Genomic DNA, 16,053 nt, shown 5'->3' with positions numbered 1-16,053 from the left:
ATCAAATTCATTCATAAATCTTCCTCCCCTCTAAAATATAGTTGGCTATTTCGTCATTAAATAGGCAAGGGATTTTTTGATTATATCCTCGGTATTTAATCCGTCCTTTTTACAGTTTTGAACAGCTTCTTTTGATTCCATCGGACTGTAACCTAGCGCTATAAGTGCTTCAACGGCTTCATCCTGTGAAATAAGTATAGGCTTTTCAGAGAAAAGTGTAGGTTCAAATGCCACGCTATCTTTATCTATCTTATCTTTAAGTTCTAGTATAATTCTCTCTGCTGTTTTTTTACCTACTCCAGGTGCTTTTGAAAGATTTGCTATATCATCGCTAAGTATAAATGCACCTAGTTTTGCTGGAGTCGAAAACGACAGTATAGCTAGTCCAACTTTTGGGCCTATCTTAGATACTGAAGTCAAAAGCTCAAACATCTTAAGCTCTTCTTTAGTAGAAAATCCGCAGATAGTTAAATCATCTTCCCTTACTATTAATTTTGTATATATTTTTGCCTCTTTTCCAACTCTAACATCTGCAATAGTGTTAGAAGAAGCATTGATCTCATATCCTATATTATTGTTTTCAATAACTATGTAAGTCATGTTTATCTCTTCTATAATTCCCTTTATATAATTAAACATATTTCCCTCCTATATTTTTCAGAGTTTTTTCAAGCTTATTTGAATGTGCGTGGCAAATTGCAACTGCTAGTGCATCGGCAACATCATCCGGCTTTGGTACTGCTTTTAAATTTAAGAACGCTGTAACCATCTGTTGAACTTGAGCTTTTTGTGCTCTACCATACCCTACTACCCCTTGCTTAACCTGAAGTGGAGTGTACTCGTAAACCGGCTTGCTATTGTGAGAACATGCAAGCATAGTAACCCCTCTGGCTTGTGCAACTGTAATTGCAGTCTTAACGTTTTTGTTGAAAAACAGTTCCTCTATTCCAACTTCATCTATATCATAATTTTTTATTATTGTATCTATTCCTTTGTACACTAGCTCTAGTCTCTTAGACACATCCATATGTGCAGGCGTAGTGACTGCTCCGTAATCTATCGGAGTAAATTTATTATTTTTGTATTCCAGTACTCCATATCCAACTATTGCTATCCCTGGATCTATTCCCAAGATTATCATAAAATACGTCCTTCCCCAATTTATAAAACATATTTCTCAGCAATATATTTTATGCTATTTTTTATTAGCAACAAATACAATCACTTTTAATACTATCAATATTAAATTCTTCTATCATAAGAATTTAAATCTTCTCTTAAAAACTTTAAATTCTCTATTACAAAACTTATGTTCTAAATAATTATACCATAAATATAAGTTAAAATAATCCTTAACGCCTTTTATGTAAATAAAAAATTGAAAATAAAAAAGAACTATCTACTGCACCTATATTTATACAAAGATAGTTCCTTACATTTATATACTATTTATACTATAATTAACCCATTTACCCTATGCCTTCAATATACTTACAAAATTCTAACTTGTAGATTTTACTCTAACTCTAAATTAAAGATCTCCTCTAGCTTGCAAAATCCTCTAACCTAGCATATGCTTCATCTTCAGTGTCCATTATTACGCCTTTTTCAATTTCTTCCTGCACTGTTTTAGGCAGTGAATCCAGAGTAATTTTAGTTTTTTCAACTAAGCTCTTCTTTCCATTTTTGTCATACTTATAAAGAGCTATAAGTCCTTTTTCTGTCTCTATGGCGTATTTTCCACGTTTAGAATTATCGCTCATTGTATCGACTTTATCATCAGATTTGTGCTCAGCATCCTCTAATACAATCTCCTCTTTTGATAGACTCTTTACCATTTTTCCAGGATATTCATTTTTAAAGTAACTCTTTATTTCATTTTCTGTTTTGCCCAAAACTTCATTTGGAACTACTCCAGCCATTATATAAGTTCTTTTGTAATTCGTCTCTGTCTCGCCTTCATTTTGAAGCCAAACTTCACAGTCTTGATTTAAATCATAAGGCTTTTGAACTTTAGCTTGTTCAATATTTGCTGTATTTTTGATAGGCATATCCCTCGAAGCAGTTCTTGATCCTATATAAAATCCACTTCCAAAAACTATAATTGCTGTTGCTGCATAAGCAGATACTTTGCGATAATTAAAACTTCTTCTTTGCTCAAACAATATATTCGCCTCCTTTTTTAATATTCTTTCCAAATGGGAGGCTTTTATACAATTTATGTAAATAATAAGCAAAAAAATGTTGATCTTGTTATACTTATAAATCTATTTGGACATACTTCTATTAAGAATGATTAGGAGGTAATTATATGTCAAAAATTAATTGTAATGTAACGAACTGTTCTTACTATGATAACAATGTCTGTTATGCTGAAAAAATAAATATTTCGGGTAAATCTGCGCAAAAAAGCGAGAGTACTAACTGTAGCTCATTTTTAGAAAAAGAACACTACAGCAGATTGACTAACAATACTAACAACGGTAAGACTGATCTAGTTTGCAACGTCAGCTCTTGTGAGCACAATGGAAATGGAGATGTTTGTAATCTTCAAAATATCCAAGTTGAGCCTAATACTGATAAGCCAGTTATATATTCTGAGACTTATTGTGGAAGTTTTGAAAGTAGAATGTAAATCAACTTATAATACAATCGATTTATGAAGTAGTTAGTTATACCAATATATTTTAATTGAACTTTTTATTTAACTTTTATTTAAATTTAATTGAACTTTTTTAACTTATAATTTAAGTTTTAATTTAAGTGTTTTACTTAACTTTTGATTGAACTTTTAAGTATTATTTTGTGCGATTTCAATGAGCATGGTTTATATAAAATTAAACTATAAGCTTTGAGAAAGCGTAAAATAATACTTTTTTATTTGTTATTTTATAGTTATACCTCACCTTTTACCAATTTCAAGAATAGTATAAAATTGTGTTAAGATACACATTTACACACTATTGAGGAGGGATATTATGGTTTCATTTGCTACTTTAAAAGAAAGATCGAGAAATCAGTTAAATGGACACTTGCCATCGGCAATATTCGTAGTTTTTTTATCAACTTTAGCACTTGCCGTAACGGAAAGATTTGAAGGATCATCTAATACAAGTTCACTCATTGCCTATATACTTCTGAGCATCTTTTTAACTGCACCTATATATGTCGGCAAGATTAAGTTTATGTTGGATCTTTCTTTGGGTAAAAACCCTAAGATATCAGAGATATTATTTGGCTTTAAACATTTATCTAAATCAACTTTTTTAGGGGTTGTTTCACTTATAATTTCGATTGTAATTATCCTCGGCGTAATTCCATACGCGCTTTGGTTATCTGCTTATATAGAAATGACTTACATCAATTTTTATCTAGAACTAAATAATTCTACAATTAAATAAAATAACAATAGAAAAAGTATGCGATTTACTATAAATACCGCATACTTTTTCTATTTATTCTTTTTAAAACCTATGTATGGATATACTTATCGCAAGCTATGTACGTATTAATTCAAAACCGAGATACACAAGTACTAAACTGCCTGAAAAGAAGTGTTAACTATAATATTATTATCAGTTAAATTTACTCATAAGTCCAGTCTACAATATCATTCTAAGCCTGATCATATCCAAGCATTCGATTCCATTTTCAACTATCTTCTCAGTGTAGTTTTTCTTAAAAAAATCAACATCAACTCCAACAATCCTAAACCCACACTTCTGATAAAAAGCTAGCTGAGAAATACTCGAATTTCCAGTTCCCACTTCCAAGTATTTATCTCCTTTATACTTAGATAGACGCACTACATCCTCAACTAAAAGTTTACCTATTCCTGCACTTTGGTGTGACTCTTTTACTGCTATATTTACAATCTCTAAAGTATCAAATGACTTTCTAGCAAGCAAATAAACTCCTACAGTCTCTTTATCTGCAATAGCTATATGACACTCTCCTTCTTTTAAATATCTTTCTACCATATCAATGGATGGATCCGCTAAGTAAAGTAAATCGTAAGGTATGGTATCACATTGTCCATCTTTCTTATTTCAATATTCATTGTAATCCTCCGTCATTCATCTATAATTCTATTCAATATATTTAGTAAATAATCAAAACTTATGTAAATAGTTAATCTTTAGTTAATTGTAAATCTTAAAATGATAATAGTCCATATTAATTTAACTGAAAAACTCCACTATCTCTCTACATATAATTTTCCAATATTTTGAGATCTCTCCAAAACCATTTTCTTTGTGCGATGAAATTGTCGGTATTTCCTGGGGAATATTATCATCTACTACACTTAATATAGTTTTATATATCTCATTTTGTCCTTTTTCGTTTGGATGAATATCAAAGTAAGCCATATTAGTCATTACATCCCTGCTATTAGATTTAAATACGTTATAAATATCTGCAACCAAATAATTATTTTCATATGAATTTCGTTTAATTGAACGATTAATTTGACTTATGTATATGTCTGCAACACTTGACATTGGCTTTAAAATAGCAGTTTCAGTAAACGGATTGTATAAAGTTTGTACTACTAACTTTACTTCTGGGTTTTGATCTTTTATGTGCTTTATAATTATAGGGAAGTCTCTGTCAAACTCTCTAAGCCCATCCTTCAATTTCCCAGTTACTTCTGGCGATCTCAAACCTTCAGGTGTAAGTAAATCTACAAGAGGTTCTGGGTTTAATCTAACAGCTCTTTCAATCTCATAGGATGAGGCATTATCAGACAAACCAAGAGCTTCTTTAATCGAATACATTAAAGGTTGTAATAGATTATTTCCTCCAATTGATAGAGTTATAACTTCCGAACTCCTTATATATTTGTTTATATCCTTCTCGTTAGATCTAAAAATATCAACTAAGTCACTGCTATCTATGCCATTTACAGCTAAATTAATAGACCTTTTATCTATACTTTTCGCAAGTTTGTTTGAAAATATCTGTTTTTCTTTATCTTTAAGACCTACTCCAGTTGAAATTGAATCTCCCAAAACCACATATTCATATTTACTTTGTTCAGCATATACATTGATACCGATTGCGATAGTCAAAAAAGACAGCATAAATGCAGTCAGAATCCTTTTTAATAGTCTAATCAATTTAACTCCTCTTCTCATATTAATAGTCTTCTAAATGATCTTCTAGAAATTTATTTTCTACATCGTTATAAAACTATATGTAAACCGGCATTTATATATTAATATTATAAATGAATATAAATGAAAATATTTTAGATAATTTCAAAACAATTATAATTTATTTCTCTAAAATTGATAGATTCTTGCAATTGAATTCGTATTAATAGACAAATACATAAATAAGCTTATTGGAACTGGAGGAAAAAATGAAAATTCATGAAAACAATTTTATTTCTGAACTAAGAGATAAAAATGAAGAAGCCTTATATTTTGTAATCGACAACTACGGTTGGATAATAAAATCCACAGTAAAGAAATCGCTCTACAATCTTATCGGGCACCAAGAGGAATGTATAAACGATATCTTGCTCGCAATTTGGGATAATATAGATTCATTTGATGAAGATAAAAATTCATTTAAAAACTGGGTAGCTGCTATATCAAAATACAAATCAATAGACTACCAGAGAAAATACTTAAAAAACTTAAAGGATGAAAACATTGAAAATACTGAACTTATTTCACCTGAAAACTTACTTGAAAAAGTTTTAGAGAAAGATGTTCAAAATAATCTGGAAAAATTACTAGCACCTCTTAAACCTGAAGATAAAAAGATTTTTCTAATGGTTTATTTAGAAGAGAAAGACTTCGATGAGATCAGTGAAGAGCTTAGAATTTCAAAAAGCGTTCTTTACAATAGGTTGTCAAGGGGAAAGAAAAAACTAAAAAATACAATACAAGATATTGAAACTAGGAGGATATAAAATGAAAAACGATATGAATAAAGATATATTATACCTACTCAATGAAACAGAAATCGATTTAGATGAATTAGATCAAACCGATTTTACAGATATAGAAGCAAAAAGGGTTATAAAGAACTTTAAGAAAAGCTTAAACAATAGAAATAAGAAAAATAAAGACTTTAAGAAAGTTGCAGTAGCTGCATCAGTATTAATTTTATCAGTATCTCTTTTAGCCAGCAACTCAGGAGGACTTGCGTGGGCTAGCATCAATATATTTGTATCCAACATGGCATCATTCATGGGCTTAGATGAAAATTTGGACAAATACAGTACAGTTGTAAATAAAGAAATTACTAAAGATGGAATTACAGTTAATTTAAATGAAGTTATTTTAGACGACAAGTTTCTAGTTGTTTCAACTAGCTTCTCAAGTACTGAAAAAATTAAAGACTACTTATCTTCATCTGCAAGTATATACATCAACGGAAAAGATATTTCTGAAGGAGGGCGCGGTTCAGGTCAAGGTATAGACGAATTTACACATCAAGAAATTATTAATTACAACCTAACATCCGTTCCTGAAGCTGGTGGTATAAATGTGAAAATTGTCTATGATAAAATATACATTGATGACAAAGAATACAGTGGTCCGTGGGTATTTAAATTTAAAACTAATGGAACAGAATTAAAGAAAGATACTCAGGCTTTAACTTTAGATAAAAAGATAACTATATCTGAAGACTATAAAATAAAACTTAATAAATTCACTAGTAATAGCCTTGGACAAAAAATATATTTTACATTCGATAAAAAAAATATAAATGGATATGATATGCATTTAATTGGTAAAAATGATTTAGGAAATGATGTTACATTTGAATTTGTAACAGGTAACAAAGATGGAGGTATGTTCGAATATTCCAATCTAGATTCAAACTTAAACAAAGACGCTAAATCGTTAACACTAACACCTTATGCTGTTAAAATGCCAGAATCAAGCGGAAAAATGCCAGATCGATCTGAATACAAAAAAGTAGGAGAGGCATTTACAATAGACTTAACAAAGCTATCAACAAGTAAATAGAAGTTTAATATAAGTATAACTAATTAAAAAAATAAATGGTCAGGAAGCTTTTGATACATATCTGTATCAAGCTACCTGACCTTATTTATATGTCTTTTATTTATTATCTAATTTGCTATTATCTAATTTGCTATTATCTAATTTGCTCTCATCCGATTTCCCAGCAAATTGACTGTTGTAAAGATTCTCGTAGAACCCGCCTTTAGCAATCAATTCATCGTGAGTCCCTTGCTCTATTATACTTCCCTGATCCATAACTAGGATCAAATCAGCGTTTCTAATAGTAGAAAGCCTGTGAGCAATTACAAAACTAGTTCTACCCTTCATAATGTTTTTCATAGCCTCTTGAAGCATTATTTCCAGTCTTGTATCCACCGAACTTGTAGCTTCATCTAATATAAGTATCGAAGGATTTGACAAGAATGCCCTAGCTATTGTAAGTAATTGTTTCTCACCAATCGAAATATTAGACCCTTCTTCATTTATCAGCATATTGTAACCATCTGGAAGAGTCTTGATAAAGTGGTGTACATTAGCTCTTTTTGCAGCTTCCACAATTTCTTCTTTAGTCGCTCCAAACCTTCCGTACTCAATATTTTCATATATTGATCCACTAAATAACCAAGTATCTTGAAGAACCATCCCGAATAGTGATCTTAAATCTTCTCTTGGCAAGTCTCTAATGTCTATTCCATCGATTTTGATAGCTCCACCTTTTACATCGTAAAATCTCATAAGTAAGTTTATTAAAGTCGTTTTACCTGCTCCAGTTGGACCCACGATTGCTACCATCTGACCGCTTTTAACTTCAGCATTTAAATCTGTTATAAGTAAATTATCGTCTTTGTACCCAAACTGAACATGCTCAAAGCTTACATTTCCTTGTAATTTACTAACATCTTCATTAGTTTGTGTATCTTCTGTCATCTCTTCTTCTTCAAGTATCTCAAGAACTCTATTAATAGCCGAATATGCAGATTGAATTATTGTAGATAGTTGAGTTACCTGTGAAAGAGGTTGGTTAATTTGCCAAATATAACGAATAAATGCTTGTAAGTTACCAATAGAAAGACTTCCCGATATAACATTTAATGATCCTACAAACGAAACAGCAACTATTCCAAAGTAAGTTAGTAAAGATATAAGTGGATTCATCAAACTAGATATAAACTGAGCTTTAAATCCGTAATTACGAAGATTGTTATTTGCTTCTTTAAATTCTTCTATAACATCTTCTTCTTTACCGTATAATTTTATTTCATTAAATCCAGTGTACATCTCCTGCACTTTTCCATTTAAAACACCAAGTGCATCTTGTTGATCGTTGAACTGTGTTTGTGATTTCTTTACTATAAATCTAGATATAAAGTAACTTAACGGTATTATTAACAATGTAAAAAGTGCCATCTTTACATTGATAGTAAACATCATACCTATTGCCAATGAAAATACTAATATTCCGTTTACTATCTGTATAAAACTCTGTTGAAACGCATTTGATATAGTATCGATATCGTTTGATACACGGCTAAGCACATCTCCAAGACTATTTTTATCAAAATAGCTTATTGGAAGCCTTCTTATTTTGCTTTCAACTGCAGTTCTCAGATCTCTTATACTGCTTTGGATCGCATTTGCAAGTAGACATCCCGCACCGTAGTTTAGTATTGCTTTTACTAAATAAATTGCTGCTAATATCCCCATTATTCTTAAAATATATGTGAAATTAACTGAAGCTCCTTCTACACCCTTGTATATATTTATGGCATCTTTAGCTAGCTGAGTAGTTATCATTCCCTCTATTCTAGGTCGATCGAATTCAAAATTGCCGAAGTTATTACGAAAAATATCGCAACTAAAAATGAAAATCTATAGGGTTTTATGAAAGGAGATATTTTTTTATAAGTTGAACCAAAGTGTTTTACTTTTTTCATTAACCCAATTCCTCCTTTTTAAGTTGTGATGTAGCTATTTCGTAGTATATTTTCGAATTTTTAAGAAGTTCTTTATGTGTTCCGATCGATACTACTTCTCCCTCATCTAAAACTATTATTTTATCAGCATCCATTATAGAACTTATTCTCTGAGCGACTATAAGTACAACTGAGTCTCTAGTTTCTTCTTTTAATCTTGCTCTAAGTACAGAATCAGTCTTAAAATCAAGTGCTGAGAAACTGTCGTCAAATACATATATTTCAGCTTTTCTAACTAAAGCTCTCGCAATAGAAAGTCTCTGTTTTTGACCTCCAGATACGTTTGCTCCACCTTCACTTAGCTCTTCATCGAACTTTTTAGGTTTGCGTTTTATAAAGTCGTACGCCTGAGCTACTTTAGCCGAATACTTAATTTCGTTTTCATCTGCATTTTTTTTACCAAATCTTATATTGCTCTTTATACTTCCAGAGAACAGTAAAGCTTTCTGTGGTATAAATCCAATTTTTTTCCTAAGAGCATGTATATCGTACTCTCTTACATCTACGCCGTCTACTTTTAAACTTCCACCTGTAACATCGTAAAATCTAGGTATTAAGTTTATAAGCGAACTCTTTCCACTTCCTGTACTTCCTATAAATGCTACCGTTTCTCCTGCTTTTGCTGTAAATGATACATTTTTTAATACATCAGCCTCTCCATCTGGATACGCAAATGTAACATTATCAAACTCTAGAAGCCCTTTGATTTCTGTCTCTTTTACCCCATTTTCTGGATTTTTGATAAGTGGATCTGCTTCCAGTAGCTCCTGAATCCTACTCGCCGAAACAGCTGCTCTAGGATACATGATAAACACCATAGAAAACAGCATTATCGAAAACATAGCGTGGAATAAATACTCCAAAAATGCTACTAATTGTCCGACTTGTAGTGTTCCATTATTTATTTTTCCACTCGATACCCAGAATACTGCAAGTATTGCAACGTTTAAAATTAAGAAAAACGCTGGTTGAGTAATTGCCATAAGTCTAAATAACTTTTTTGATACCTTTGCATAGTACTCGTTTGTTTCTGCAAATCTTTCTGTTTCGTATTTATCTTTTCTAAAAGCTCTTATAACTCTTATACCAGTTAGATTTTCTCTTAAAATTCTATTTAATTTATCAAGACTTTTTTGCTGTTTATCAGATATTTTATGAGAAATTTTTGCTATTATTAGCACTCCAATGAATATAAAAGGTATTGTAGCCATAATGATTAATGATAGCTGAGCACTTGTGATAAATGTCATAATAATACTCATCAAGAATACTATTGGTGTAAGAAATGCCAGTCTGAGTAGAATATTTACAAAGTTTTGAAGTTGGTATACATCGTTTGTAGTCCTTACTATCATCGATGAAACTCCAAATTTGTTGTACTCAGTATGTGAAAATTCTTGTGATTTCTCAAATATGTTATTTCTTATGTCTCTAGCGATACCTGTAGATACTTTAGATGAACAGTATCCTAACAGCATACTACCAAACCCACCGACTAACGATATAAGTATCATTACTAATATCATCTTCTTTATATAAGAAATATCTCCATTAGTTATTCCGTTGTCTATGATTTTAGCAAGTACTGTAGGAATTCCTAGTTCAACAAGCGCAAAACTAAATACTCCAACAAAGTTAGCTGCTATTAAAAGTTTATAATTCTTGAGATATTTTAATATTAACTTCATCTTACATCTCCTCTCTCTAATTTAATTATTTCACTTAAACTGCCTATATATGTACTTAAGTTATCTGTATTTCAACTACAAAAAAAGAGATAGAGTCGACTGCCCCCTAATCTCTTAAATAATCCCAAGCCACAATTTGTCTAATCTTATAAATTTTATCATATAGAAAAAACAAAGTCAATTTATTGTGTTTTACTTTTTATTTTTTATTGCTTCTTACTTTCTAATGTCTGCCCAATTATCTGTTTCATGATGTCTTTATTTAATGCTCCAACAGTATAACCATATATTTTGCCGTCTTTATCTATCATATAAGTAGTCGGATATGAGTTGATGTTATAATTATCAAAAACCTCACCCGTTTTGTCTATAACAGTAGGGAAAGTGTAGTTGTTTTGATCTAAGTAGTCTAAAACATCCTTTTCACTCTGATCGTGAGTCCCTGTTACTCCTAGAATAACAACCTCATCTTTATTTAAGTTGTATTCATTGTATAGATCTTCTATATGCGGCATCTCTTCTTTACAAGGAGGGCACCATGTAGCCCAAAAGTTTAAAAACACTACTTTTCCTTTGTAATCAGATAGTTTATGTTCTTTTCCATTTTGATCTAAAAGTGTGAAATCAAATGCAGGCATCTCTCCTGGCTCTGCTTCATCACTATTCGAATCAGCTACGCCGTTCTGGCTATCTGATTTATTTTTATCATCTTTATTTTCTTTATCGCTATTAGCCTTATTGCTTCCATTAGTATCATTTTTATCTGATTTCTGAGATATATTTGACTGGTTTGTATTGGTATTTAAATATCCTGTTAAAGAATTTATCCAACCAGTATAAGTCATAACCCCCATTATTATAAGGATAACTCCTCCAATTTTAATAGTGTACTTTACTATATGTTTCTTTTTATCTATAAATTGTAGAGCTTGTGTTGTAAATAAGCCTAAAAATATAAAAGGTATTATAAAACCTATTGTGTATACCAAAACTAGTACATTCCCCGCAATAGCACTCTTGGCACTTGAAGCTAATATAAGTACTGAGGATAATGCCGGTCCAACACAAGGAGTCCACGCAAAACTAAATGTGAATCCCATAATGAATGCAACGATCGGATTCATTTTCTTTAAATTTTGATTTATATTTATCTTAAAATTCCTATTTAAAAAATTGAAATTTAAAAATCCTATTTGAATCAAACCTAGTACTATAATTATTATCCCGCCAATTCTACTAAATATCAACTTATTGTCGCTAAAAAATCTACCTAGCGCAGAAAATGAAAGCCCCAATATAAAAAATGAAACTGAAATACCTAGCACAAAGAACAATGTGTGAAATAACACTTTGCCCCTTTCATATGTAATATTGCCATTTAAATCTTCTTTTTTAGCATTACCTGCCAAATAACTCATGTATATAGGTATAAGCGGAATCACGCATGGTGAAAAAAACGATATTATACCTTCGATAAATACAAGAAAAAAATTTATGTGCCCAATTGAAAGAATATTTTCAAACATTTATTACCTCCCCAAATTTAGTCATATCAATACACTCTTTATTTTTTATACCCTTAAATATATTTGTTAATTGCATAATTGAAAAATATTAACTATTGATATACTCTTAACATAGACATATAATTATATTATAGGTTTTATTTAATTTAAGCAATAAGATAAAAAACAAACTCTTTTTTAACCTAAAATAAACCTAAAAATTTAAAACGGTTAGGAGGATTGATAGAAACATGATCTATGCAATGATTATTTGTTCTATAATTTTACTTTTATGTATAGCCTCGAGCAAGTTGCTCTATAGGTTTGGTATACCAACTCTTGCAATATTTATAATACTCGGGATGCTATTTGGGTCTGATGGTATAGTCGGTATATACTTTAGCGATTATGAATTATCAAGGCAAATTTGCTCTTTTGGTTTAGTATTTATAATGTTTTACGGTGGTTTTGGTACCAATTGGAAAGCAGGAAAGCCTGTATTTATTCCATCATTACTCATGTCGACACTCGGAGTTATAATTACCGCATCACTTACCGGTATGTTCTGTTATTTCGTTTTAAAAACTTCACTTCTTGAAGGTTTATTAATCGGTTCAGTCGTTGCATCTACAGATGCAGCATCAGTATTCGCAATTTTGCGTTCTAGGAAATTAAATCTAAAAGATGGCTTGGGATCTCTACTTGAAATAGAAAGTGGCAGTAACGATCCAATTTCATACATGTTAACTGTAATCATAGTTTCTCTTATGTTAGGCAATGGTGAAGCATCCGTTTTATCAATGTTATTTTCACAGATAGTATTTGGACTTCTGATAGGATTTGTACTCGCCAAAATTACAGTTATTACTCTTCAAAAAATAAATTTAGAAATAGATGGGCTTTATCCAATTCTTGTAACCGCAATAGTAATTCTTGGGTACGCTCTAAGTGAAACAGTCGGTGGCAATGGATATATATGTGTATACTTAATAGGTATAATCGTTGGTAATAGCAATATTCTAAACAAACGAAGTCTTTTTCACTTCTTTGATGGAATTTCGTGGATTATGCAGATAATGTTGTTCTTTACACTAGGATTATTATCTTTCCCATCAGAAATACCCAAAATAATAGCTCCAGCTGTTATAGTATCGATATTTATGATATTCGTTGCTAGACCAATAGCAACCTTCTCAATTCTTAGTTGGTTTAAGTTCCCGATTAAGCATCAACTATTCGTATCTTGGGTCGGACTAAGAGGTGCTGCATCAGTTGTTTTTGCGATATACGCAGTCTCTTTTAATATAAACCTAAATCAGGATATATTCCATATAGTATTTTTCGTAGCACTGTTCTCAGTATTAGTTCAAGGTACTTTAATACCTACTTTTGCTAGAAAATTAGACCTTGTAGACGACAATGAATCTATATTCAAGACATTTACAGACTACGAAGAAGAATCTTTAACTCATTTGATGGAAGTTGAAATTACAAAGAGCAGCCCTTGGGTAAATAAGACTCTTTCTGAAGCTAATATTCCTCAGAGTATTCTAGTGGTTATGATTAAACGAAATAAGAAAGCTATTGTTCCTAAAGGATCTACTAAGATTAAATTAGGCGATGTGCTTGTATTAAACGGAATCGATTTTGATAAGATTCCTGTATAAAATATCGAAGTAGATCATATTGATGAACTTAAAAAAATAATCTAACGTAACGATAAGTAGCATTGAAGTTCAGTAAATTCAAAATAATAAGTAATGATAAATTAAAATAACTAGGGATGTAGAGATAATCAGCTATTTAAGATAGGTTTTACCTAACTTTACTAATTATCTATACATCCCTAATTTAATTGTAAATACCTTATTATTTCACATATATGTTCTCTATCTACTCTATTTTATAGATAAACTCCACTATATATTTAAAATTACATATTTATATATTTAATAAAACTTTCTATCCACCCCTATTATACAGCCGTATTCTGGATGAACTGATTTCACTAGATTTGTTATATTCGCTTTTATTTCTTCCTTAGAAATATTTCTGTCCAACTCATTTGGATCTACTACTACATCGAAAATTAGATTCTTCCTTTTGCCCTTACCCACTACCCTAAAATCATGTATCGATAGTATATAAGTATTTTGCTTTAACATATCTTCTAGTTCTTGTCTTGTTTCATATATTTCTTCATCTTGAACGTTTACTGGGTCCATATGTATTACTAAGTATATTTTTAGTTTTTCTGACAATTCTCTTTCTGCTGTATCAATCACTTCATGTATATCAAGAATATCTTTATCCGATGGAATTTCAGCATGAACAGATGCTATACTTTTTCCAACTCCATAATTGTGAATAATTAAGTCGTGAACGCCGATCACCATATCATAAGACATCAATCCGTCAACTATTGAGTTTACAAGTTCTTCGTCTGGAGCTTCCCCTAGAAGTGGATTTATTGTATCTTTTACTAGTGTAAATCCTGCATATAAAATTAATAAAGAAACTACAATTCCAACATATCCATCTACTGGTATAGTTGTAAATTTAGCCGCTAAAAATGATAATACAACACAGCTTGATGTAACAACATCACCCATTGCATCTAAAGAAGCTGCTTTTAGAGCTGAAGAATCTATTTTTTTACCTATAAATTTATTAAATCTGCTCAGCCATATTTTGATCAATATAGACACTAAAAGTATTATAAATGGTATCATTTCAAATTTTATAGGTAATGGATTTAATATTCTCTCCACTGAGGACTTTATAAACTGAACCCCAACCAACATAACCATAAATGCAACTATAAGCGCTGATAAGTACTCAAGTCTTCCATGTCCAAATGGATGTTCCTCATCTGGAGGCACGCATGAAAGTTTAAAACCTATTATAGTTATAACTGATGATGCCATGTCAGATAAATTGTTAAATGCGTCTGCCATTACAGCTATACTTGAAGTAAACAAACCTATAGCTAGCTTAAAGGCAAACAGCAAAAAGTTCATAAAAATTCCAACTATCCCCGCTAGATAGCCGTATTTATTTCTCACATCTTCATCTTGTATATTTTCATTGTCTTTTACAAAGGATTTTACTAATAAATTTGATAACAATTTCATTCCTCCTAATATTCGTATTACTCAATTATTATTCTATAGTTAATAGAGATATAAAATCTCATCTTATATATTATACCCAAAGGGATTGGTAATTACCTTATTTTGAGTTTAAAATGTATTATATCATAAATATAACAATATTTACTATAATTTACTATTTATATTTGCTAATTATCTGAGAAAACTATAAACTATAATTAAGGTACAAAAATAATATTTATATGGGGTGATAAAAATGGTAAGTAAAAAATTATTTGAAAAGCTAAATGCTCAAGTGAATTTTGAGATATATTCTTCATATGTTTATTTAGCTATGGCATCTTATGCTGAATCCATAGATTTAAGCGGTTTTGCTAATTTCTTTAGAGTTCAAGTTCAAGAAGAATTGTCTCATGCAATGAAGTTATATGACTACATCTTCCAAAAAGATGGGATGGTTATTTTAGAAGAAATACCTAAACCAAAAGCTGAGTACAAAGATATTCTAGAAGTTATAGAAGAAGCTTTTGATCATGAAAAATTAGTAACAAGCAAAATATACGACTTAATGGACGTTGCAACTGAAGAAAAAGAGCATGCTACTAAAAGCGTACTTCAATGGTATGTTGATGAGCAAGTTGAAGAAGAAGATAACTTCCACAACTTAGTTAAAAAAGTTAAAAGAGCTAAAGACAATCAAGTTGCTCTTTATATGCTTGATGACGAACTTGCTCAAAGAGTTTACGTTCCTCCAACTACTACAAACAATTAATTATTATAATAAT

General features: G+C 30.7%; 15 protein-coding genes. 6 read left to right on the top strand and 9 right to left on the bottom strand.

Translation table 11 applies throughout. The features are described from left to right. Positions 1-45: 45 nt before the first annotated feature. The 3 genes from ruvA to T473_RS0105390 form a co-directional block, all read right to left on the bottom strand. Positions 46-639 carry a Holliday junction branch migration protein RuvA gene (gene ruvA, locus T473_RS0105400; protein ID WP_024620983.1) on the bottom strand — a complete coding sequence of 198 codons (594 nt, stop codon included), beginning with the start codon at positions 637-639 and terminating at the stop codon, positions 46-48. Continuing rightward, positions 632-1,141 carry a crossover junction endodeoxyribonuclease RuvC gene (gene ruvC, locus T473_RS0105395; protein WP_024620982.1) on the bottom strand — a complete coding sequence of 170 codons (510 nt, stop codon included), beginning with the start codon at positions 1,139-1,141 and terminating at the stop codon, positions 632-634. The genes ruvA and ruvC overlap by 8 nt, the downstream gene beginning before the upstream one ends. 403 nt (positions 1,142-1,544) lie before the next feature. After that, positions 1,545-2,165, bottom strand: a complete 621-nt coding sequence (locus tag T473_RS0105390) for a hypothetical protein (protein ID WP_024620981.1) — start codon at positions 2,163-2,165, stop codon at positions 1,545-1,547. Between the two features lie 146 nt (positions 2,166-2,311). Between T473_RS0105390 and T473_RS0105385 the strand changes: the two genes are divergently transcribed. Next, positions 2,312-2,635, top strand: coding sequence for a DUF1540 domain-containing protein (locus T473_RS0105385; RefSeq protein WP_024620980.1), 324 nt, complete (start codon positions 2,312-2,314; stop codon positions 2,633-2,635). Between the two features lie 343 nt (positions 2,636-2,978). Beyond that, on the top strand, positions 2,979-3,401 hold the full coding sequence (locus T473_RS0105380) for a hypothetical protein (RefSeq protein ID WP_024620979.1): 423 nt from the start codon (positions 2,979-2,981) through the stop codon (positions 3,399-3,401). Between the two features lie 201 nt (positions 3,402-3,602). Here T473_RS0105380 and T473_RS0105375 read toward each other — a convergent pair whose 3' ends face one another. Together T473_RS0105375 and T473_RS0105370 are read right to left on the bottom strand one after the other, a co-directional pair. After that, entirely contained in the window at positions 3,603-3,980 is a 378-nt protein-coding gene (locus tag T473_RS0105375; RefSeq protein WP_024620978.1) for a GNAT family N-acetyltransferase, read from the bottom strand. A gap of 201 nt (positions 3,981-4,181) precedes the next feature. Then, entirely contained in the window at positions 4,182-5,120 is a 939-nt protein-coding gene (locus tag T473_RS0105370; RefSeq protein WP_161627538.1) for an SGNH/GDSL hydrolase family protein, read from the bottom strand. 245 nt (positions 5,121-5,365) lie between these two features. Between T473_RS0105370 and T473_RS0105365 the strand changes: the two genes are divergently transcribed. Together T473_RS0105365 and T473_RS0105360 are read left to right on the top strand one after the other, a co-directional pair. Continuing rightward, positions 5,366-5,923: a sigma-70 family RNA polymerase sigma factor gene (locus T473_RS0105365; protein WP_024620976.1), complete on the top strand. Its 558-nt coding sequence runs from the start codon at positions 5,366-5,368 to the stop codon at positions 5,921-5,923. 1 nt (position 5,924) lies between these two features. Beyond that, the gene (locus T473_RS0105360; protein ID WP_051365875.1) at positions 5,925-6,989 is read left to right on the top strand and encodes a DUF4179 domain-containing protein; all 1,065 of its coding nucleotides are present in this window, start codon (positions 5,925-5,927) and stop codon (positions 6,987-6,989) included. A 96-nt stretch (positions 6,990-7,085) separates the two neighbouring features. Here the strand turns inward: T473_RS0105360 and T473_RS16275 are convergent, their stop codons facing one another. The 3 genes from T473_RS16275 to T473_RS0105345 form a co-directional block, all read right to left on the bottom strand. After that, a complete protein-coding gene (locus T473_RS16275) occupies positions 7,086-8,783 on the bottom strand; it encodes an ABC transporter ATP-binding protein (protein WP_330369381.1) in 1,698 nt (565 codons plus the stop codon). A gap of 139 nt (positions 8,784-8,922) precedes the next feature. Then, positions 8,923-10,650, bottom strand: a complete 1,728-nt coding sequence (locus T473_RS0105350) for an ABC transporter ATP-binding protein (protein ID WP_024620974.1) — start codon at positions 10,648-10,650, stop codon at positions 8,923-8,925. 206 nt (positions 10,651-10,856) lie between these two features. Further along, positions 10,857-12,176: a cytochrome c biogenesis protein/redoxin gene (locus T473_RS0105345; RefSeq protein ID WP_024620973.1), complete on the bottom strand. Its 1,320-nt coding sequence runs from the start codon at positions 12,174-12,176 to the stop codon at positions 10,857-10,859. A 230-nt stretch (positions 12,177-12,406) separates the two neighbouring features. On the opposite strand from T473_RS0105345, the gene T473_RS0105335 reads away from it, so the two are divergent. Then, a complete protein-coding gene (locus tag T473_RS0105335) occupies positions 12,407-13,822 on the top strand; it encodes a potassium/proton antiporter (RefSeq protein WP_024620972.1) in 1,416 nt (471 codons plus the stop codon). Between the two features lie 282 nt (positions 13,823-14,104). Here the strand turns inward: T473_RS0105335 and T473_RS0105330 are convergent, their stop codons facing one another. After that, the gene (locus tag T473_RS0105330; RefSeq protein WP_024620971.1) at positions 14,105-15,283 is read right to left on the bottom strand and encodes a cation diffusion facilitator family transporter; all 1,179 of its coding nucleotides are present in this window, start codon (positions 15,281-15,283) and stop codon (positions 14,105-14,107) included. A gap of 241 nt (positions 15,284-15,524) precedes the next feature. On the opposite strand from T473_RS0105330, the gene T473_RS0105325 reads away from it, so the two are divergent. Continuing rightward, positions 15,525-16,040 (top strand): ferritin, encoded by a 516-nt coding sequence (locus T473_RS0105325; protein ID WP_024620970.1) that lies wholly within the window; start codon positions 15,525-15,527, stop codon positions 16,038-16,040. Positions 16,041-16,053 lie beyond the last annotated feature (13 nt).

It is taken from the genome of Clostridioides mangenotii TR, from assembly GCF_000498755.1.
Taxonomy (GTDB): domain Bacteria; phylum Bacillota; class Clostridia; order Peptostreptococcales; family Peptostreptococcaceae; genus Metaclostridioides; species Metaclostridioides mangenotii_A.
Note: the sequence above shows the minus strand (reverse complement) of the source record. Positions and strands in the feature narration are given on the sequence as shown.